Source organism: Sphingomonas sp. AOB5 (genome assembly GCF_029433115.1).
GTDB lineage: Bacteria > Pseudomonadota > Alphaproteobacteria > Sphingomonadales > Sphingomonadaceae > Sphingomonas.
In genome coordinates this window covers 1-19294 of record NZ_JARNTV010000067.1, presented here as the reverse complement: position 1 = coordinate 19294, position 19294 = coordinate 1, and the positions used below count along the sequence as shown (strand labels likewise).

Genomic DNA, 19294 nt, shown 5'->3' with positions numbered 1-19294 from the left:
CGGACCGGCTGGAAATCGGCGGGCAGTTCGATGGTGGCGCGTGCGGCCGGGGCGGCCTTGGGCGCGGCGGGAACCTCGATCGCCGGAGCCTCGACGGCCGGAACGAGCGCATCCGCCTCGACCACCGGTGTGGGAACGTCCGGAAGCTGGGCAGCCTGCGCGGTGATTTCGGCAGCGCCGGTCCCCTCCGGCTGCAAGGTGCCCCCCGGCACCTCCAGCTCGGGGACTGGCGCTGCCGAATCTCCTTCGACGGCCAGGGAGGGTGCCCCGGCCACCGGCAGCTTCACGACGATCGGCGCCGATTCGGGCGCGACCGGCGCGACAGCGAACCAGGCGAAGGGGGTGTCAGTGGCCCCTTCATCCTCGTCGCTTTCGGAACCGGCCTCGGCCGTGACTTCGGTCAGCGTCTCGCCATCCACCGAAACCGGCAATTCCTTGCCGCCTGCGGCATGCCGTTGCCGCCCGGCAACCCCGGGGAGCTTATCCTCGGCCACAGGCACCGCCTGCCCGCCGCCGGGCGCCACAGCCCCCGCAAGCACGGCCGCAAACCCCTGAATCCCCCCGGATACAGGCGAAGCGGCACGCACAGGCGCTGGCGTGGGAACGGCGAGGGCAGGCGAAACCTGGATCAAGGGAAACTCCCCGGTGTTGACGTCACCGGGTACTCAGCAAGGGGCATGCCAGATTTGGAGAACGGATCACCAATTCCGTTCGGGCTGAGCTTGTCGAAGCCCCGTCCTTTCTTTCCAGGCCAAGAAGAACGACCCTTCGACAAGCTCAGGGCGAACGGAATGGCTAGGCGAGGTCGGCGTGCTTGCGTCCGCTGGGCGGCAGTTCCTCGAGATCGCGCAGCGCCTTGAGCGCGGCATCGGCTTCGGCGCGGGCGATCAGCTTCTCGATCGCGGTCTGGTCGCGCTTGGCCTCGCGCGTGGCATTTTCGGCATGGCTGAGCGTCTGCTCGGCGACTTCGACGCGGCGCTCGGCCGCTTGCGCCGAATGCTGGAGCCGCTCGCGATAATGGGCCGCGGCGATCATCGAGGTGGCGAGACCGGCGCTGGGCGAAGGCGCGACATTGGCGGCGAGCTGCGCGATGCGGGCGCGCAGCGCTTCCTCCTGCGCGACCTTGGCGCGGGCATGGCCTTCCTGCGCGCGCACCTGATTGAGCTGCAGGGTGCGGACGCGCAGCAGCCGGTTGAACCTTTTGGGGTCGTTGTTAGCCATGATTGCTGTTCGGCACCGGCCCGCTCCCCCACCCGGCCGCCCATAGGGTACTAAAGTTGGGTGGCCGGGTGGGGGAGCGGGCCGGTGCCGCCATCACAAACTCAACCACCGAACACGCCGGTCAGCTCGGTCACCGCATCCGCCAGCGAGACGATCTCGTCATAGGGCTGCTTGATATATTCCATCACCACCGCGTGGCAGGCGATGGCCGCGTCGATCTCGGGATCCGCGCCCGCGCGATAGGCGCCCATCAGCACCAGATCGCGATTCTCCTCATAGGTCGCCAGATGACGGCGCAGCGTCTGGGCGGCCGCGCGGTGCGGCTTGTCGACGATGTCGTTCATCACGCGGCTGATCGACGGACCCAGGTCGATCGCGGGATAGACGCCGCGTTCGGCCAGCGCGCGGCTGAGCACGATATGGCCGTCGAGGATCGAGCGCGCCGAATCGACCACCGGATCGTTGCCGTCGTCGCCATCGGCCAGCACGGTATAGATGCCGGTGATCGATCCGCCGGTGTTCACGTCCGACCCTGCGCGCTCGAGCAGGCTGGGCAGCATCGCGATGGCCGAAGGTGGATAGCCCCGTGCCGAAGCCGGCTCGCCCAGCGCAAGGCCGATCTCGCGACCGGCATGGGCGACGCGGGTCAGCGAATCCATGATCAGCAGCACCGACTTGCCCTCGGCGCGGAACGCCTCGGCAATGGCGGTGGCACGCAGCGCGCCGCGGATGCGGAGTACCGGCGAGTGATTGGCGGGCACCGCGACCACGACCGACCGCGCACGTGCGGCGCCGGCAACCTTGGTCTCGAGAAAGTCGGCGACTTCGCGGCTGCGCTCGCCGATCAGGCCGATCACGATCACGTCGGCCTGGGCGGCACGGACCATCATGCCCAGCAGCACCGACTTGCCGACGCCCGAGCCGGCCATGATGCCGACGCGCTGGCCCTGACCGATGGTGAGCAGCCCGTTGATCGCGCGCACGCCGACATCCATCGGCTGAAGCACCCGGCCGCGGTCGAGCGGCGACTGGATCCGTCCCGCGAGCGGCCATTTGCCGGCGCCGCGAATGGGACCCAGGCCATCGATCGGCTTGCCCGATCCGTCGACCACGCGGCCGAGCATCGCTGCACCGACTTCGGCTTCGCCCGGAGGCCCGATGGGGCGCACCGGCGCATTGGGGAGCAGCGCAGCGGGGCCGCCGAGATTCATCAGCAGCGTCCTGCCGCCGCGAAAGCCGATCACTTCGGCCTCGACCCGGCTCTCGCCGGTGCCGATCGCGCAGACCGTGCCGACGGGCAGCGCAAGGCCCACCGCCTCCATCAGCAGCCCGTCATAGGAAGAGAGGCGTCCCGACACTTTCGGCCGCGGCACGAAATCGCGGCAGCCGAGATTGTCGAGATAGGATTCGGTGAAGTCGTTCAGCATAAGTCTTTCAGACTGCAGGCGGAATCGGCACGCGATCGATCGCTGCGGCAAGCTGTTCGAGCCACAGATCGGGCCCGTCCTCGACGATGGTCGAGGCGCTTTCGATCACGAAGGCGCCGCGCGCGAGATTGGGATCGCCGACCGGAAAGACGCTTTCGGGCAGCTTGCCATGCACCAGCGGCACATCGTCGGGATGCAGGCGCAGGATCGCCGATTCGGCGCTGTCGGCCAGCATGTCGATCGCGGTGCCGATGCGGCTGGTCAGCACGTCGGGCGCGATGCCGACCTCGCCGACCAGCTTGGAAACGAGGTGGAGCACGGTCTGGCGCAGCTGGCCCGCCATCCGCTCGCGATCGAAATGCGCACCGGCGGATAGCGCGGTCGACACCTGATCGAGCAATGCCGTCTCACGCGCCTTGATCTCGTCGAGCTCGTTCAACACCGCGGCACGGCCTTCCTCGACGCCAGCGGCATGCGCAGCGGCGATCGGATCGCTGAACGGCCCGGCGACGCTGGCGCTGCGCAGGTCGGACTGGAACGGGTCCCAGCCCTCGGTGGGGTTCGCCGCCGGATCGGCCGGGCTGAAATGCTTCGGCTCGGCGGATTCGGCTGGCTCTCGCACGCCCATCCGCGTGACATCGGCGGGCGAGAAGCCCACCGGTGCTGCGAACGCCTTGTCGAGGATGTGCGCGGCGGCGCGATGACGCGACGCCAGGCCGGGTTCGAAATTAGACATAGTCGTCGTCGCCACCCTTGCCCGGCATGGTCACGGTACCGTCCTTGATCAGGCCGCGCGCGATGGCGATCATCACCTTCTGCGCATCGAGCACTTCGGCCAGCTTCATCGGACCACGTGCTTCCATCTCGTCGCGGATGCCATCGGCAGCGCGGCTCGACATGCAGCCCAGGAAGCGTTCGCGGACATCCTCCTCGACGCCCTTGAGCGCGCGGGTGAGGACATCGCCATCGATGCTGCGGATCAGGGTCGACAGGTTCTTGTCGTCCATTTCCAGCAGGTTATCGAAGACGAACATCGCTTCCTCGATCGCCTTGGCGACTTCCTTGTCGATCTTGGCCAGCTTGGGCATCACGCGTGCCTCGGTGGTCTTGCGCGCACCCTGCAGGATCTTCGCGGCTTCGCGGGTGCCGCCGAACTGGAGGCCCGCGGGACGCGCCGTGCCGGTGCTCGAACGGCGCTCGATCATGTCGCGCAGCGTGTCGATCGCCTCGGGCGGCACCGGGCCGAGCTTGGCGATACGGCGCAGGATCTGCGGCTGGACCGCGTCGGGCAGATGTTCGAACACCTGTCCGGCGATTTCGGGATCGAGCTGGGCGAGCAGCACGGCCGCGATCTGCGGATGCTCTTCCTCGACCATCTTGGCGATCTCGGCCGGCTCATACCATTGCAGCACTTCGAGACCCGCCGCGGCGGCCGGGGGCGTGATGCGCGCCAGCACGCTGCTTGCCCGTTCGGGACCCAGCGCGCGGTTCATCATGCCTTCGATCTTGGGCGCGGGATTGAAGCTCACCCCGTTTCGCTCGCGCGCCTTGTAGGTGAAATCGTCGAGCACCTGCTCGACTTCGGCCTCGCTGACATCGGCGACGTCGTACATCGCCCGGCCCAGCTCGCGCACCTCATCGGGATCGAGCTTCTGGAGGATGGCCGCAGCCTCCTCCTCGCCGACCAGCATCATCAGCACGGCGGCGCGTTCGACGCCGTTGAAGGAGCGGAGCGCGTTCATCAGCCGCCTGCCTTGATCATGTCGCGGACCGCCAGCGCGGCGCGCGCGGGATTGTCACGCGTGAAGCCACGGACCAGGCCGACCCGGTCGTCATAGCTCTTCTCGTTTCCCGACTGGAGCATATCGATGCTGACGGGCGGCATCTGCTGGTGCTGCTGCGCGTAGGCCGGATCGCCCATCGGTGCGTTCATCGCCAGCGCCGGGCGGTTCTGCGCACCGGCATCGTCGCGCTTCTTCATCAGCGCCTTGGCGAGCGGACGCACGCCGAGGAACAGGACGAGCAGCGCGATGACCAGCGCGGTCACGTTGCGCGCGACAAGCGGGACCCAGCCGGCATCGTACCAGGCGGGACCAGCGGCGTCGGCATCGGTGGCGGCGGTGAACTTGCGGCTGATGACGGTGACATTGTCTGCGCGGCTCTGATCGTAACCGACCGCGGCGCGGACCAGTTCGTTGATCTGACCGATCTCGACCTGACCGCGCGGCTTGCCCGGCTCTTCGCGCAACAGCACCGCGACCGACAGGCGCTTGACGCTGCCCGGAACGGCGCGGGTGACCGAGATTTCCTTGCCCATGTCATAGGCGCGCGAGAAGCTGTCGCTCTGCTTGGTGACGCCGGCCGGGCCGGTCGCCGTCGTGGTCGCACCCGCAGCGGTCGCAGCCGGCGTGGTCGCGGCGGCGGCGTTCGGCGCCTCGATCGTGCTGGCAGGCGGCGGCGTGTTCGACAGCGCGCCGGGGATGCCGCCGGGCTGTGCGTTCTGCGGGCCGTTGCCGGTCCAGTTGCCCTGTTCGGCACGGACCACGGCATTGGCCTTGTCATAGCTTTCGCGAGTCGCCTGGCTTTCGTTCAGATCGACATCGGCCTGCACTTCGGCAGTGAAGTTGCCCGCGCCGACCAGCGGGGTCAGCAGCTGGTTGAGCTGTTCGCGATACTTGTCTTCCACGCGGCGCTGGAAATCGATGCGGGTATCGCCGGCCGACGTGCCGTTGACGCCGCCGCCGGGCTTGGAGAGCAGCGCGCCCGACTGATCGACGATGGTCACGCCATCGGGGGTCATGCCCGGCACCGACGAGGCGACCAGGTTCACGATCGCGCGGATCTGTGCGTCGCCAAGGCTGCGGCCCGGCTGAAGCTTCACGATCACGCTGGCCGAAGGCTTGGCATGATCGCGCACGAAGACGGTGCTTTCGGGAGTAGCGAGATGGACGCGGGCCTCGGCCACGGCGTCGATCTCGGTGATCGAGCGGGCCAGTTCGGTCTCGCGCGCCTGGCGGAGGCGTTCGCCTTCCACCGCGCGGCTGACACCCATCGGCAGCTGATCGAGGATCGCATAGCCGCCCGGCTGAGCCTTGGGCAGATCCTGGCTGGCGAGCAGCATGCGCGCCTTGTGATAATCGTCCTCGGCAACGGTGACCGAGCCCGATCCGTCGATGCTCGACGCGATGTTCGCGCCCTGCAGCGCCGCGGTGACCGACGATTTGTCGGCATCGGTCAAATTGGCGAACAGGATGCGCTGCGGCGCAGTCGCGATCATCGACCAAGCGAGCAGCCCGGCGGCGATCAGGCCGACCAGGAACACCAGGGGCATGGCACGCCGAATGGCGGGCTGCTGGAGCAGCCCGCCCATCTGGCGGAGCGGATTGGCGAGAGCGCCGCCCGGGGCGGCTGCGGTCTCGGGTGCGGGAGTGAGTGCGTTGCTCATATTACACCGGCATGCTCATGATGTTCTGGTACGCAGAGAGAAGCTTGTTGCGGACCTGAAGGGTGGCTTCGAACCCGACCGAGGCCTGCTGGCGTGCCAGCATGACCTTGGCGATATCGACGGTTTCGCCGCGTTCGTACGCAGCAGAAAGTTCGCCAGCGACCGACTGGCTCTGATTGACGTCCTTGAGCGCATTCTCGAGCGTCGCGGCGAAGCTGGTCGGCTTCGCATCGGCAATGCCCGTGGCCGCCGGAGTCGAGTTTGCCCGGCTCAGCGCCTCGTTGCGTTCGAGGATCTGCTGACGCAGCTGCATGACGCGGTCGATACCGCCCACGCCACCGACACCGCCGACGCCGCTCATGCCGACACCTGCATCGGCATGATCTGCTCACCCTGTTCGCGCGCCTTGGCAAGGCGGTAGCGCAGTGTCCGCTCGGAAATGCCGAGGCGCTTGGCGGTCTCGATCCGGCTGCCGTTGCACTCGGCCAGCGTCTCGCGGATCGCCTGGAATTCGTGGATCTGGACGATGTTGCTCAGCGTGCCGGTCGTTTCCTGCACGCGAACCGGCGCAGCCGTGCGATCGAAGATCAGGTGCATCGGCTCGATCGTGTCGCCCGCGCACAGCAGCAGCGCGCGCTGGATCACATTCTCCAGCTCGCGGACATTGCCCGGCCAGCTGTGATCGGTGAGCACTTCGACGGCTTCCGGAGAGATCCAGGGCAGACTCGCGCGGCCGGCCGAATGGCGCAGCACCATCGCAGCGGCCAGCGCAGCGATATCGCCCGGACGATCGGCCAGCGGCTTGGTCGCCAGCGGGAAGACCGAGAGGCGATAGTACAAGTCGGCGCGGAACCGGCCGGCCTCGACTTCGCCGTGCAGGTCACGGTTGGCACAGGCGATCACGCGGACATCGACCTTTTCGGGGGTCGTGCCGCCGATCGGCACCACTTCGCGCTCCTGAAGGACGCGCAGCAGCTTGGCCTGAAGATTGAGCGGCATCTCGGCGATTTCGTCGAGCAGCAGCGTGCCGCCATGGGCAGCGCGGAAAAAGCCCTGCCCACCCGACGAGGCGCCGGTGAAGCTACCCTTCTGGTGGCCGAACAGCATCGCCTCGAGCATCGTTTCGGGCAGCGCGGCGCAGTTGATCGCCACGAACGGGCCATCCTTGCGCGTGGAGTTCATGTGGATCGACCGGGCCAGCACTTCCTTGCCGGTGCCGGTCGGGCCGTTGATCAGGACGGTGATGTCCGACGCCGCGACACGTTCGCTGAGCGCCAGCAGCGCCAGGCTCTCGGGATCGGCGGCGATGGGTTCGAGCGGACCGCGGACCATCGCGCTGGCAAAGCCGGCGCCGATCGCGGCATCTTCGCTGTCATAGGAAAGGCGGGCGGGGTTGCCGTCGGTGAAGGGGATCGCGACGCGCGGGCCGCTGCCCAGGATCAGGGTGCGGGCCGGTGCCGGGGGAACCTCGCCATCGGCGACCAGGAACAGGTCTCCGGCGCCGGGCTTGCCGTCTTCGCACGAGCCGATCTCGAAACCCTGCGCGCGCAGCGCCGAGACCAGAGCATATTTCTGCCGCAGCACAGCTGCCGACGGAACGATGGATCGCATTGATGGACTTCCCCTGTGACGTCCCTTCAATGCGCGATTAGTGGTTAACGCCGGGTAAAATTCCGGGGGTCAGTGTCACTACTTACACTCCCCCTGATCCGGGCGCGCGTCTCCATGCGTGCGCGTACGTGAGAACCCGTACCCCAAAGTTTTTTGCTTAATGCCCGGCGCGCACGGCCGTTCCTTGCTGTGGCGGCTCGGGGCTCCCGGTTCAGGGGGGACGCGGGGACGCCGATCTGAATGGAGATACGACCATGACTGTTATCGGAACCAACATTGCGAGCCTGCGCGCCGCGAATGCGTCTTCGAGCGCATCGTCGATGCTGCAGACCTCGATGGAGCGTCTGTCGACCGGCAAGCGGATCAACAGCGCGAAGGACGATGCGGCTGGCCTCGCTATCGCGAGCCGCATGACGAGCCAGGTCCGCAGCATGTCTGTTGCCATCCGTAATGCCAATGACGGCATTTCGCTGGCGCAGACCGCGGAAGGTGCGCTCAACGAAGTCACCAACATGCTTCAGCGCATGAAGGAACTGTCGACGCAGTCGGCCAACGGTACGCTGGGTGACAGCGATCGTTCGACCCTGCAGGCGGAAATGACCCAGCTCATCGCCGAAGTCGGCAACATCTCGAAGACGACCAACTTCAACGGCGTCAACCTGCTCGACGGCAAGACCGGTTCGGTCAAGCTGCAGACCGGCACCAACGCCGGCGAGACGATCTCGATGTCGATGGTCAACACCGGCTCGGAAAAGCTCGGCCTGAAGGTCGGCGTCGAAGGTCCGGTCCAGGGCACTGCGGTCACCACCGCGGCGCTGGGCAAGAACTCGCTGCAGATCAACGGCGAGTGGATCGCTGCCAGCGTGAAGACCGAAGGCGGCAAGGAAGTCGCCAGCGGCGACCTGGCGGACAAGCTGACCGCGATCAACGCCAAGACGGCGGCGACCGGTGTGACCGCGACCGGCGGCACCGAAGTCACCGTTACCCTGGGTGACGATCTCGAAACCGGCACGATCACGATCAACGGCGAAGAGTTCGACGTCGAAGACTATCTCAACGACGAAGACACGCCGACCCTCGACAAGCAGGCGCTGGTCGATGCGATCAACGCGAACGAGGACGTGGGCGTCACGGCGTCGCTGAACCAGGCCGGCACGATCAAGCTGATCAGCCGCGACGGTGGCATCACGCTGCAGGCCGACAGCACCGACACGCTGACCAGCGCTCAGGCGACCGGCGGCACTGCGGTTACCGAAGGCTATGACGAAGCCGATCTGGACGCCGACGCGGACACGGACAATGGCGGTAACGGTGACGGTGTCATCGGCGTCGAGTTCAAGGCCGACCGCGTGTTCCTGACGGCTGCCGAAGGCAAGACCGTGATCGTCGGTGGCGACACCGCCGGCATGGCTTCGGTCGGCTACACCGCCACCTCGGCCAAGGGCACCGATCTGTCGATCGCTACCCAGGACGACGCTTCGGCCGCCATGGCTGTCATCGACGCCGCTCTGACGTCGATCTCGGCAGGCCGCGGTGATCTCGGTGCGGTTCAGAACCGCCTCGAATCGACCGTTGCGAACATGACGACCACCACGACCAACCTGGGCGAAGCCCGCAGCCGCATCGAAGACACCGACTTCTCGGCGGAAACGACGGCGCTGGCGAAGGCCCAGATCCTGAGCCAAGCTTCGACCGCGATGCTGGCACAGGCCAACCAGAGCCAGCAGGGCGTTCTGAGCCTGCTCCGTTAAGCGTGAGCCGGTCGGGGTGTCACCCCCCTGACAGGCATCACGGCCGGTCACCCCTCGCAAGAGGGGCGCGCATGGGGAGCCCCGGTGGTTATGCCACCGGGGCTTTTCCCGTATTTGAGGCCTGGTGTTCCACCGAACGAGCTGGTTCCCACACTATATTATATAGCGCGCTCCCTGGAGCACCGGCACGCCAGCCAGCGCCGCGACCATATGATCGATAAACGCGCGGACTCGGACAGGCACCGGGCCGCCGCCGATATGCACCGCGCTGATCGTCTCGAGATGGCCGGGATTATAATCCTCGAGCAGCACGACCAGCCGCCCCGCGGCAATGTCCTCGGCCAGATGGAACAGCCCGATCCGCGCGATCCCGGCCCCCGCCAGTGCCATCTGGCGCAACGTCTCGCCATTATTGACCATCAGATTGCCCGACACCGGCTGTTCCAGATCGCGCCCGTCGCAGCGGAACGGCCAGGTCGGCCGCATGCGGCGAAAGTTGAAGGTCACGCAGTCATGCGCGGCGAGATCCGCCGGGCGCCGCGGCGTGCCCCGGCGCGCGAGATAATCGGGTGAGGCACAGATCACGATCCGGCTCTGCCCCAGCCTGCGCGCGATCAGGCTGCTGTCGGGCAGATTGCCCGAACGGATCGCGACATCGGTCCGCTCGGCAAGAAGGTCGATCACGTCGTCGGTCAGGTTGAGATCGACCTGGACCTGCGGATTGGCTTCCAGAAAGGGCAGGATCGCAGGCGCGACGAACATCGTGCCGAATGGCAGCGGCGCGCTGATCCGCAGCCTGCCTCGCGCGGCGCCGCCGGCCGCGGCGCGATCGGCTTCGTCCAGTTCCTGCAGGATCGCGATCGCCGCGCGGTGATAGGCCTCGCCTTCTTCGGTCAGCGCCAGCGCCCGGGTGGTCCGCACCAGCAGCCGCGCGCCGAGCCGTGCCTCCAGCCGGGAGATCAGCTTGCTCACTGCCGAAGGCGTCAGATCGAGACTGCGCGCCGCCGCGGAGAAGCCGCCTTCGCTGATCACGCGGGCAAAGACTTCCATCTCGCCCGAACGTTCCATCAGGATGCGCGCCATTTGTGATTTCCAGTCACATATTTTGATCTTTCATGGGCAATAGTCGATACGCAACCCGAAGCCTAGATCGTCTCCACCAGATCAATCGGGAGACACGACATGGACCTTCAACTCAACGGCAAAACTGCCATCGTCACCGGCGGCACCGCGGGCATCGGCCTCGCCATCGCCCAGACCCTCGCCAATGAAGGCGCAGCGGTGACCCTCACCGGGCGCAACCGCGCGAAGCTCGACGCAGCGATCGCCGAGATCGGCGGCAATGCAACGGGTGTGGTCGCCGACGTCGCCACGGCCGAAGGTGCCGCGATCCTCGCGGAGGCAGTTCCGGCAACCGACATCCTGATCAACAATCTCGGCATCTACGAGAGCAAGTCATTCGGCGACATCAGCGATGCCGACTGGACCGGCATGTTCGAGACCAATGTGATGAGCGGCGTGCGCCTGTCGCGTACCTATCTGCCGGGCATGCTGGCGCGGAACTGGGGCCGGGTGATCTTCATCTCCAGCGAGTCCGGCCTCGCTATCCCTGAGGACATGATCCATTACGGCATGACCAAGACGGCCCAGCTTTCGGTGGCACGCGGCATGGCGCAGCTGACCCGCGGCACGAAGGTGACCGTCAATTCGATCCTGCCCGGACCGACCCGCGCCGAGGGGATCGAGACGTTCCTGCGCAGCCAGGCCAGCGACCCGCAAGCACCGATGGCCGAGATCGAAGCCGAGTTCTTCGCCAAGTCGCGCGCCGCATCGATCCTGCAGCGGATGATCGAAGCACAGGAGATCGCCAATCTGGCCGCCTATCTCGCCAGCCCCCTGTCCGCGGCGACCAACGGCGCCGCGATCCGGGCCGAAGGCGGGCTGGTCAACACGATTGCCTGAAACCTAACCCTCCGGCCGCGTCCAGATCCAGCCGCCGATCACCCCGGCGGCTGCGATCGGCGCAAGCGACCATGGCCAAGGCGCGAAGATCAGTCCGATGACGATACTGAACGCGAAAGCCCAGCTTGCCGCAACCTTGCCCTTGCGGCTGATCGCACCGCTTGTCCGCCACCGCACAATATGCGGGCCGAATGTGGGGTGATCGAGCAGTTTCTGTTCCAGCCGGGGCGAGCTGCGCGCGAAGCAATAGGCAGCCAGGATCACGAACACCGTGGTGGGCATCACCGGCAGCATCGCGCCGATCACGGCGAGGCCGAGCGAAACAAACCCGGCGACGAGATACAGATAGCGACGCACGGCCAAGCGGTAGCACGCCGCGCCGCACTTCCCGCTACCCCAATTCGGCCCTATGCAGGCACACGATGCTTGCCATGGCCATCGACCGCGTTTCGAAACGCTTCGGCGAGGTCCAGGCGCTCGATTCCCTCAGCCTCTCCATTCCGGCCGGTGGCATATTCGGTCTGCTCGGGCCCAATGGCGCGGGCAAGACCACCTTGTTGCGCATCGCGACCGGACTCGTCCGGGCGGACGCGGGCGCGATCAGCCTGTTCGGCGAACCGGCGGGTCCGGACGCGCGCAGGCGGATCGGCGCCTTTATCGAAGCCCCCGCCTTCTATCCCTTTCTGCGCGCGCGCGAACTGCTCGGGATACTGGCCGCGACTTCTAATGTGCACGCCGATGCCGATGCGCTGCTCGCGCGCGTCGGATTGAGCCATGCCGCGGAGCGCCGGATCGGCGGCTATTCGCTCGGGATGAAGCAAAGGCTGGCGATCGCCGCGGCTCTGGTCGGCAATCCCGAGCTGCTGATCCTCGACGAGCCGACCAACGGGCTCGATCCCGAAGGCATATTGGAGATGCGCCATCTGGTGCGCGATCTCGCCGATCGCGACGGGTTGACCGTTTTGCTCTCCAGCCATCTGCTCGACGAGGTGGAGCGCGTGTGCGACCGGGTGGCGATCCTGCGCAACGGACGCCTCGCGGCCGAAGGCAGCGTCGCCGAACTGCTCGGGGACAGCGAGCGGCTGTGGCTCGACGTGCGCCCGGTCGAAACCGTGCTGGCGATGCTGGGCGAGCGCGGCGTGGCCGAGGAGGGCGGCGTATCCGTCCGGATCGAGCGCGAAGACGTGCCCGCGCTGATCGCCGCGCTTACCACGCAGGGCGTCGAGATCTTCGAAGCGCGCTGGATCCGCCGCGATCTGGAATCGGTATTCCTTGCCGAGACGGGCGGACAGTCATGAAGCTGATCCGCGCCGAACTGACCAAGCTGACGCGCCAGCGCGGCGCGACCTTCTGGGGCTTCCTCGCGATCCCGCTGCTGCTGACGATGATCGCCTGCGTCCTCGCCAGCATCGGCGCGCCGCCGGGCAGCACAGCCGAGGTCCGCGCGATCCGCTCGCTGCTGCGTGCGCTGAGCATCGCGGGGAATCCGATCGCGCAACTGTTCTTCGCGGTCGGTGCCGCAGCGATCTTCGCGGTCGAGTATCGCCATTCGGGCTGGCGCCATCTGGTGCCGCGCCGCAGCCGCAGCACGCTGATGCTCGCCAAGATGGCGGCCTTCCTGATCGGCGCCTTTGTCAGCCTGATGCTGGTCGCGGCAGGCGATATCCTCGCCAGCATGGCAGTGCCGCTGATCCGCGGGGCGGCGCCGGTCGCGGCGGACTGGAAGGCGGGTGCCTCGCTCGCGATCCTGCTTACGGTCCTCGTCTCGCTTGTCGAACTCGCGATCCTTGGTGCCAGCGTCGCGCTGGTCGCCGTCGTGACGCGTTCCGGCATGGCGGCGATCCTCGTGCCGTTCCTCGTAGCGCTGGCCTGCGCCGTCGCGCAAACCCAGTTCGACGGCCCCGTTCCCCTGCCCGCCTTCGCCGCCGACACGCTGCGCGCGATGATCGCCGCACCGTTCGAAAGCCGCGCGCCGGATGCCAGCGTGTGGACTGGGCTCGCAGTCCTGCTTGGCTGGCTGGCGGCGACCATTGGCCTGACCCTTGCGCTCTTCCAGCGGCAGGACCTGACCAGTGAGTAGGATACGCCCACGCGCGATCCTGATCCCGCTGCTGATTGCGATCATGCTGGGACTGTGGATGAGCTGGGCGGCGGGATCGGTCATGATGCGCGGCCATGCCTCGCCAGTCGCTCCCGCACAGCCACCCGCCCGCGATCTGACGATCCGGACATCGGACGGGCTGACCCTCGCGGCGACCTATCGCCCAGGCGCGCGCGTCGATGCACCGGCGGTCCTGCTGCTCCACGGCGTCGATGCCTCGCGCGGTATGCTCGCCCCCAATGCCATATGGTTGAGCCGGCAGGGCTATGCCACGCTGACCGTCGACTTTCGCGGCCATGGCGGATCGAGCATGGCGCAACGCAGCTTCGGCCTGCGCGAAGGCGAAGACGCCCGCGCCGCATTCGAGTGGCTCAAGCGCGAACAGAAAGGCGCGCCGGTGGCGATCATCGGCATCTCGCTGGGCGGCGCGGCCAGCCTGATCGGCGAACGCGGACCGGTTCCGGCCGACGCGCTGATCCTGCAGGCCGTCTATCCCGATATCCGCCACGCCATCCATAACCGGATCGCGACACGGCTGACGGATGCACCGGCCTATCTGCTGGAGCCTCTGCTAAGCTATCAGTCGCGGCTGCGCTTCGGCGTCTGGCCTGACCGGCTTTCCCCGCGCGACGCCCTCAAACGCTATCCCGGACCGGTGATGGTGATCGGCGGGATCGAGGACCGCTCGACGCCGCCGGACGAAACACGCGCAATATATGCCGCCGCGCCCGGCCGCCGCGCGCTGTGGCTGGTCCCGCATGGCGATCATCCGGCCGTCTGCGGGCTTGAGACGGCCGAGTACCGCCGGCGGGTGCTCGCCTTCCTCCGGGCAACGATCGGCTAGAATCAACAGGGGCGGCGGCACCCCCCGGTACCGTCGCCCCTGCTTCCCCTTATATTAGAGTGTGCCGCCACCCGGGCGGTCCACTCACCCCAAACGTTTCTGCAGCGATCGCTTCAGCCGGTCGTGCGCGCTCTTCTTGATCTGGCAGATGCGCGCGGCGCCTACGCCGAGCACCTGGCCGATTTCCTCCAGATTGAGTTCCTCGACATAATAGAGCTGGATCACCATCTGCTCCTTCTCGGGCAGTTCGGCGATCGCTTCGATCAGCGCCTCGCGCTGGTCGCTGTCGGCAAGCTGGTCGAACGCGTTCGGCTCGTCGGACATGAACCACGGACTTTCGTCCGAATACGTATCGTCGATCGAATCGAAGCGGATCGCTTCGGCGCTGGCATATTCGGCGCGCAGTTTTTCCGGTGTCACACCCAGCTTCTCCGCAACTTCGGCGTCGGTCGGCCTTCGCCCGCTCGCATCGGTGAGCGCGGCGATGGTCTCATGATAGGTCTTGCGCCGCTTCATCGCGCCGCGGGTCAGCGTCGCCTGACGGCGCAGCTCGTCGATCATCGCGCCGCGCAGCCGCGTGACGAGATATTGTTCGAACGTCACCTGCCCGCGATCCTCGAAGCCGTTCACCGCCTCGATCAGCGCGACCATGCCGATCTGGATCAGGTCCTCGACCTCGACGATCGCGCTCATCGAACCATGGACGTGCCAGGCGATACGGCGGACCAGCGGCAGATGCTTGCGCACCAGCAATTCGGCGTCGCGCTTGGGCGAGGCTACGCGGTCATAGGTAAGCGGGGACTGGGCCAAATTCGCCATGTCGAACTGTTTTCCCGGGGGTTGAAAGCTCATGCGGCCAGCGCCTCCGGCGCACCGATCACGGCGACGACTTCGACGGCCTTGTCTTCGGGCACTTCGAAGAAGCTCATCACCGGCGTATCCGGCAGCACGGTCTTGACCAGCTTGCGGATGGCAACGCGGATCGTGGGCTGGACGACCAGCGCGAACGGCTTGGCCTGTCCGACCAGCGGCGCCGCGGCGTGCTGGAGCGCGTCGGCGATGCGGCGGCCCAGTTCGGGCTCGATCGTGTGGCGGCGCGACGGATCGGAACGGATCGCCTGGCCGAGCAGCGCTTCGAGCTGACCTTCCAGCGTCATCACTCGCAGCGGCTCGCGCACGCCGCACAGCTTCTGGATGATCAGCGGGCCAAGGTCCGGGCGGATCAGCTCGAGGATCTCGTCCGGATCCAGCGTGCGCTGCGCGGCATTGGCGATGGCGGCGGCGATGCGGCGGAATTCCTTGAGGCTGATATTCTCGGCCAGCAGGCCGCGCAGCACCTGAGTCAGCACCGTCAGCGGCACCGGGTTCGGCGAAAGCGCCATCACCAGCTGCGCCGCACGTTCCTTCAGCCCGTCGAGCAGCGACTGGACTTCGTCCGGGCCGAGCAGGTCGGCTGCATTCTGGGTCAGCGTCTGGTTGAGATGGGTGGCGACCACCGTGCCCGGATCGACCACGAGATAGCCCGCGCCGGTCGCCGCGTCGGCATCGCCCTGCGGGATCCAGACCGCGTCGAGACCGAAGGTCGGGTCCTTGACCGGCTTGCCCGGCAGGCTGCCGACCGCCTGGCCGGTATCGAGCGCCAGAACCTCGTCGGGCGACACCGAATCCTCGCCGACGACCACGCCGCCCACGACGATGCGATAGGTGAAGGGGGCCAGATTGATGTCGTCGCGCACCCGCACCTGCGGCACGACGAAGCCCAGTTCCTTGGAAAGCTGACGGCGCACGCCGGTGATGCGGCCCATCAACGGACCGCCGCGACGCTCGTCGACCAGCGGCACCAAGCCGTATCCGATGTCGAGCATCACCTGCAGATTGTCGGTCACTTCCTCCCAGCCGATCTTCGACAGGTCCTGCGGCTCGGCAGCGACAACGGGCGGCGGCGGGGCGGGACGGCTGGCGATCTGCTTGAGCTTCCACGCGGCGAAGCCGGCAACGGCAGCGGCGGGCAGGATCACGAAGTGCGGCATGCCGGGCATCACGCCCAGCAGCGCGAGGATCACCGCGACCGGAGTCCAGGTCTTGTGGCTGCCGAACTGGCCGCCGATCTGGCCGGCCAGATCGTCCTGCGACTTGACGCGGGTGACGATGGCGGCGGCGGCGATCGAGAGCAGAAGCGCCGGCACCTGCGCGACGAGCGCGTCGCCGACCGCGAGCTGGATATAGGTGGTGGCGGCATCGCCCAGGGTCATGCCGTGGCTGACCGGACCCAGGATCAGGCCGCCGATGATGTTGATCGCCAGGATCAGCAGGCCGGCGACCGCGTCGCCCTTCACGAACTTGGACGAACCGTCCATCGCGCCGTAGAAATCGGCTTCGGTCGAAACCTCGAGCCGCTTCGCGCGGGCTTCGTCGGGCGTCATCAGGCCGGCGTTCAGATCGGCGTCGATCGCCATCTGCTTGCCGGGCAATGCGTCGAGGGTGAAGCGCGCGCTCACTTCGGAGACGCGGCCCGCACCCTTGGTCACAACGATCATGTTGATGATCACGAGGATCGCGAACACCAGCAGGCCGACGACATAGTCGCCGCCGATCAGGAAGGTGCCGAACGCCTCGATGACGTGGCCGGCCGCGGCTTCACCGGTATGGCCCTGCCCCAGCACCACGCGCGTCGACGCGACGTTCAGGCCGAGGCGGAACAGGGTGACGAACAGCAGCACGGTCGGGAATGCCGAGAAGTCGAGCGGCTTCTGCGCGTTCAACGCCACCATGAGCACGGCGAGCGAGATCATGATGTTGGTGACGAAGAAGATGTCGAGCATGAATGCCGGGATCGGCACCACCATCAGCGCGACGAGCAGCAGGATCGCGCCCGGCAGCGCGAAGCTGCGGAGCATCGGCAGGATCTTGCCGGGCGAAAGCGTCATTGCGTTCATCGATTACGCCCCCAGGCTCGCGAGCAGCATATAGGCGAGCCTGGCGTTGTCCGGCGTGGGGCGTAGCGGGTTCATCGGTTCCCTGAGCGTATTGAGGTTGGCGAGCGTCGAATTGACCCAGGCGGTATCGTTCTCGGCCGAGTTGGTGCCGAAGATCACTTCGCCGCCATTTTCGAGCGACTGGGTCTGCTGGATGAAGTTGGCGGGCATGAACTGCGTAGCCGCATCGCTGCCGCCGAGCGTGACCGAGGCGAGGCCGGTGCCGCCGCTGGCGGACACACCCGAATCCAGCCGGTTGCCGAACCGCTCATAGATCTGGCTGAGCGTGCGCGGCTGGCCGCTGGAGTTGTAGAAGATGTTGCGATTGGCGCGCGCGGCGGCGGGGAACATGCTCGCGCCGCTGCGATTGGGATTGCTCTCCATCGCGGTCAGGAACGAACGCGCGCCGCCCAGACCCAGGAAGTGCGCCATATAGAGGTCGGTGCCGGTCGCGGGGCGGCCAAGCGACTTTTCCAGTGATTCCTTGTTGTCCGAGGCATGCTCGGCAGCCATCAGCGCGGACGCCGTGGGATCGTTGCGCAGATCGAGGATCGCGCGGCGCATGTTCGGATCGTTGACGACGTAACGGCCCGAAGGCGTTTGCTTGATCGCGTCCGATGCCCAGCCCATGCCGTGTTCGGCGCCATGTTCCTTGATGACGCCCAGCCAGCTCTGGTCGATGAACTGATACAGGCCGGTCGCGCTGGAGGTGCGCGCGCGCGCATCGGTGCGCAGGCCGCTCTCTACATGCGCCTGACCCAACAGATAGTTGAAATCGATTCCGGTGCGGTTGCTGGCAACAGCGATCGCCGAATGCACCGTGGCGGTGTTTCTGACCGAGTTAACGCCCATCGAGCCTTGTCCGATTGCTTCCTATTCGGAACGCAATCAGCAAGGACCGTGCCAGTTTGGAGTTTGCATCGGCAAGGTTGCGGTACCAGCCCGCTCCCCCACCCGGCCTCCCATAGAATACCCTGCCGTTGGGAGGCCGGGTGGGGGAGCGGGCTGGTACCGCCTCTCGGCGTCAGCCGAGAGAATTACGCGTAGGCCGCCCCCGCGGGACCATAAGCCGCCATCGGGCTGCCGGTCAGATTTTGCAGGCGGCGGCGAACATTTGCCGCCATCAGGTTCACATAGATGCGGCAGGTCTCGTTGAGGCGGTGCGCCTCTCCGGCCAGCTCGCGGATCTCCGCGGTCATCGGCTCGCCTTCATACGCCGCGACGGCGTCGATGCCGGCCAACTTGGTCCGCGTGGCCAGCTCAAGCGCCGAGACGTCGTTCGACTTGAGCGCAGCGATCTCCGCGTGCAGCGATTCGATCACTTCGATGAGAGCATCACGCCGCGTCATTGGGATTCCACTCCAGCTTGAGCGCCAGCAGGCGATCAGCGACGGTCGACGGGACCAGCGGGAAATTGCCGTCCTCGATCGCCCTTTTGATACGCGCCACGCGTTCCGCATCGACCGGGGCCGAGGAAGCCATCGCGCTGGTCAGCTCGGCGGCCTGAACGGTTTCATCGGTCTTGGCGTCGGCCATGACGGCCTTGGGGGCCGCGGCAGCCTGGGTGGCGACGACGGCAGACGAGCGCTGGCTGAGCGCCACGCTTGCTGCCTTGATGCCGATTGGATCCACCATCTTTGTCGTCCTTGATTTCCCCGACACAGGGAACAACGACCGGCTGCGCGAAACCTTTAAGAAAAAAGATTCAGTCTCCCGCGCCGGGAAGTCGGGCAAGCCCCACCTCGACGACAATCGCCTGAATCGGCGGCTTTTTATCGTCGACCTTGACCATCACGCGCCCGCCCTTCGGCGCATCGTTCATCGCCACGCCTTCGCGCGTGACCGAAAATCCCTCGGATCCCGCCTCGAGCGTGATCGCATCGCCGCGGCGGATGACGATCTCGGGCTTGGGCGGCGGCGCGGCGCGCACGACGGCAGGCGCCGGCGTCGCGGCAGC

Annotated in this window: 19 protein-coding genes and 3 pseudogenes; 6 read left to right on the top strand and 16 right to left on the bottom strand. The window is 66.8% G+C overall.

The window, feature by feature from the left end; translation table 11 throughout:
• The 8 genes and pseudogenes from P1X14_RS18810 to P1X14_RS18775 form a co-directional block, all read right to left on the bottom strand.
• Positions 1 to 539, bottom strand: a pseudogene (locus P1X14_RS18810) (hypothetical protein); the annotation flags it as partial.
• Between the two features lie 256 nt (positions 540 to 795).
• Positions 796 to 1221, bottom strand: a complete 426-nt coding sequence (locus P1X14_RS18805) for a hypothetical protein (protein ID WP_277316957.1) — start codon at positions 1219 to 1221, stop codon at positions 796 to 798.
• Between the two features lie 101 nt (positions 1222 to 1322).
• A complete protein-coding gene (locus P1X14_RS18800; protein ID WP_277316956.1) occupies positions 1323 to 2648 on the bottom strand; it encodes a FliI/YscN family ATPase in 1326 nt (441 codons plus the stop codon).
• A 7-nt stretch (positions 2649 to 2655) separates the two neighbouring features.
• Positions 2656 to 3384 carry a FliH/SctL family protein gene (locus P1X14_RS18795; RefSeq protein WP_277316955.1) on the bottom strand — a complete coding sequence of 243 codons (729 nt, stop codon included), beginning with the start codon at positions 3382 to 3384 and terminating at the stop codon, positions 2656 to 2658.
• Complete coding sequence (fliG, locus tag P1X14_RS18790) at positions 3377 to 4390, bottom strand: flagellar motor switch protein FliG (RefSeq protein WP_277316954.1); 1014 nt, start codon at positions 4388 to 4390, stop codon at positions 3377 to 3379. The genes P1X14_RS18795 and fliG overlap by 8 nt, the downstream gene beginning before the upstream one ends.
• Positions 4390 to 6093: a flagellar basal-body MS-ring/collar protein FliF gene (fliF, locus tag P1X14_RS18785; RefSeq protein ID WP_277316953.1), complete on the bottom strand. Its 1704-nt coding sequence runs from the start codon at positions 6091 to 6093 to the stop codon at positions 4390 to 4392. The genes fliG and fliF overlap by 1 nt, the downstream gene beginning before the upstream one ends.
• Position 6094: 1 nt before the next feature.
• Complete coding sequence (gene fliE / locus P1X14_RS18780; RefSeq protein WP_277316952.1) at positions 6095 to 6454, bottom strand: flagellar hook-basal body complex protein FliE; 360 nt, start codon at positions 6452 to 6454, stop codon at positions 6095 to 6097.
• Positions 6451 to 7704: a sigma 54-interacting transcriptional regulator gene (locus P1X14_RS18775; protein WP_277316951.1), complete on the bottom strand. Its 1254-nt coding sequence runs from the start codon at positions 7702 to 7704 to the stop codon at positions 6451 to 6453. Before P1X14_RS18775 ends, fliE begins: the two co-directional genes overlap by 4 nt.
• Before the next feature lie 254 nt (positions 7705 to 7958).
• Between P1X14_RS18775 and P1X14_RS18770 the strand changes: the two are divergent.
• Positions 7959 to 8366 (top strand): annotated as a pseudogene (locus tag P1X14_RS18770) (flagellin protein FlaA); the annotation flags it as partial.
• 819 nt (positions 8367 to 9185) lie between these two features.
• Positions 9186 to 9455 (top strand): annotated as a pseudogene (locus tag P1X14_RS18765) (flagellin); the annotation flags it as partial.
• A gap of 153 nt (positions 9456 to 9608) precedes the next feature.
• On the opposite strand, the gene P1X14_RS18760 reads toward P1X14_RS18765, so the two are convergent.
• Entirely contained in the window at positions 9609 to 10538 is a 930-nt protein-coding gene (locus P1X14_RS18760; protein ID WP_277316950.1) for a LysR family transcriptional regulator, read from the bottom strand.
• Positions 10539 to 10637: 99 nt separating this feature from the next.
• On the opposite strand from P1X14_RS18760, the gene P1X14_RS18755 reads away from it, so the two are divergent.
• Positions 10638 to 11417: an SDR family oxidoreductase gene (locus tag P1X14_RS18755; protein ID WP_277316949.1), complete on the top strand. Its 780-nt coding sequence runs from the start codon at positions 10638 to 10640 to the stop codon at positions 11415 to 11417.
• Between the two features lie 3 nt (positions 11418 to 11420).
• Here P1X14_RS18755 and P1X14_RS18750 read toward each other — a convergent pair whose 3' ends face one another.
• The gene (locus P1X14_RS18750; RefSeq protein WP_277316948.1) at positions 11421 to 11774 is read right to left on the bottom strand and encodes a YbaN family protein; all 354 of its coding nucleotides are present in this window, start codon (positions 11772 to 11774) and stop codon (positions 11421 to 11423) included.
• Between the two features lie 74 nt (positions 11775 to 11848).
• On the opposite strand from P1X14_RS18750, the gene P1X14_RS18745 reads away from it, so the two are divergent.
• From P1X14_RS18745 to P1X14_RS18735, 3 genes are read left to right on the top strand one after another with little or no spacing between them, the layout of a single operon-like run.
• Positions 11849 to 12715, top strand: coding sequence for an ABC transporter ATP-binding protein (locus tag P1X14_RS18745; RefSeq protein ID WP_277316947.1), 867 nt, complete (start codon positions 11849 to 11851; stop codon positions 12713 to 12715).
• Entirely contained in the window at positions 12712 to 13497 is a 786-nt protein-coding gene (locus P1X14_RS18740) for an ABC transporter permease (RefSeq protein ID WP_277316946.1), read from the top strand. The genes P1X14_RS18745 and P1X14_RS18740 overlap by 4 nt, the downstream gene beginning before the upstream one ends.
• The gene (locus P1X14_RS18735; protein ID WP_277316945.1) at positions 13490 to 14362 is read left to right on the top strand and encodes an alpha/beta fold hydrolase; all 873 of its coding nucleotides are present in this window, start codon (positions 13490 to 13492) and stop codon (positions 14360 to 14362) included. The genes P1X14_RS18740 and P1X14_RS18735 overlap by 8 nt, the downstream gene beginning before the upstream one ends.
• Before the next feature lie 84 nt (positions 14363 to 14446).
• Here P1X14_RS18735 and P1X14_RS18730 read toward each other — a convergent pair whose 3' ends face one another.
• From P1X14_RS18730 to P1X14_RS18705, 6 genes are all read right to left on the bottom strand, one after another.
• Positions 14447 to 15181: a FliA/WhiG family RNA polymerase sigma factor gene (locus tag P1X14_RS18730; protein WP_277316944.1), complete on the bottom strand. Its 735-nt coding sequence runs from the start codon at positions 15179 to 15181 to the stop codon at positions 14447 to 14449.
• Positions 15182 to 15210: 29 nt separating this feature from the next.
• Positions 15211 to 17298: a flagellar biosynthesis protein FlhA gene (flhA, locus tag P1X14_RS18725; RefSeq protein ID WP_277316943.1), complete on the bottom strand. Its 2088-nt coding sequence runs from the start codon at positions 17296 to 17298 to the stop codon at positions 15211 to 15213.
• A 3-nt stretch (positions 17299 to 17301) separates the two neighbouring features.
• Positions 17302 to 18189: a lytic transglycosylase domain-containing protein gene (locus P1X14_RS18720; protein ID WP_277316942.1), complete on the bottom strand. Its 888-nt coding sequence runs from the start codon at positions 18187 to 18189 to the stop codon at positions 17302 to 17304.
• A gap of 185 nt (positions 18190 to 18374) precedes the next feature.
• Complete coding sequence (locus tag P1X14_RS18715; protein WP_277316941.1) at positions 18375 to 18686, bottom strand: flagellar protein FlgN; 312 nt, start codon at positions 18684 to 18686, stop codon at positions 18375 to 18377.
• Positions 18673 to 18972 (bottom strand): flagellar biosynthesis anti-sigma factor FlgM, encoded by a 300-nt coding sequence (gene flgM / locus P1X14_RS18710; protein ID WP_277316940.1) that lies wholly within the window; start codon positions 18970 to 18972, stop codon positions 18673 to 18675. The genes P1X14_RS18715 and flgM overlap by 14 nt, the downstream gene beginning before the upstream one ends.
• 70 nt (positions 18973 to 19042) lie before the next feature.
• On the bottom strand, positions 19043 to 19294 hold a 252-nt coding region (locus P1X14_RS18705; RefSeq protein ID WP_277316939.1), incomplete at its 5' end, for a flagella basal body P-ring formation protein FlgA.

Bases quoted from the DNA above. Each gene is read 5' to 3' on its own strand.
- P1X14_RS18800 (WP_277316956.1), bottom strand. From the start codon at position 2,648: ATGCTGAACGACTTCACCGAATCCTATCTCGACAATCTCGGCTGCCGC.
- P1X14_RS18775 (WP_277316951.1), bottom strand. From the start codon at position 7,704: ATGCGATCCATCGTTCCGTCGGCAGCTGTGCTGCGGCAGAAATATGCT.
- flhA (WP_277316943.1), bottom strand. From the start codon at position 17,298: ATGAACGCAATGACGCTTTCGCCCGGCAAGATCCTGCCGATGCTCCGC.
- fliF (WP_277316953.1), bottom strand. From the start codon at position 6,093: ATGAGCAACGCACTCACTCCCGCACCCGAGACCGCAGCCGCCCCGGGC.
- P1X14_RS18745 (WP_277316947.1), top strand. From the start codon at position 11,849: ATGGCCATCGACCGCGTTTCGAAACGCTTCGGCGAGGTCCAGGCGCTC.
- P1X14_RS18715 (WP_277316941.1), bottom strand. From the start codon at position 18,686: ATGACGCGGCGTGATGCTCTCATCGAAGTGATCGAATCGCTGCACGCG.
- P1X14_RS18720 (WP_277316942.1), bottom strand. From the start codon at position 18,189: ATGGGCGTTAACTCGGTCAGAAACACCGCCACGGTGCATTCGGCGATC.
- P1X14_RS18795 (WP_277316955.1), bottom strand. From the start codon at position 3,384: ATGTCTAATTTCGAACCCGGCCTGGCGTCGCGTCATCGCGCCGCCGCG.
- fliE (WP_277316952.1), bottom strand. From the start codon at position 6,454: ATGAGCGGCGTCGGCGGTGTCGGTGGCGTGGGCGGTATCGACCGCGTC.
- P1X14_RS18755 (WP_277316949.1), top strand. From the start codon at position 10,638: ATGGACCTTCAACTCAACGGCAAAACTGCCATCGTCACCGGCGGCACC.
- P1X14_RS18730 (WP_277316944.1), bottom strand. From the start codon at position 15,181: ATGGCGAATTTGGCCCAGTCCCCGCTTACCTATGACCGCGTAGCCTCG.
- P1X14_RS18760 (WP_277316950.1), bottom strand. From the start codon at position 10,538: ATGGCGCGCATCCTGATGGAACGTTCGGGCGAGATGGAAGTCTTTGCC.
- P1X14_RS18740 (WP_277316946.1), top strand. From the start codon at position 12,712: ATGAAGCTGATCCGCGCCGAACTGACCAAGCTGACGCGCCAGCGCGGC.
- flgM (WP_277316940.1), bottom strand. From the start codon at position 18,972: ATGGTGGATCCAATCGGCATCAAGGCAGCAAGCGTGGCGCTCAGCCAG.
- fliG (WP_277316954.1), bottom strand. From the start codon at position 4,390: ATGAACGCGCTCCGCTCCTTCAACGGCGTCGAACGCGCCGCCGTGCTG.
- P1X14_RS18805 (WP_277316957.1), bottom strand. From the start codon at position 1,221: ATGGCTAACAACGACCCCAAAAGGTTCAACCGGCTGCTGCGCGTCCGC.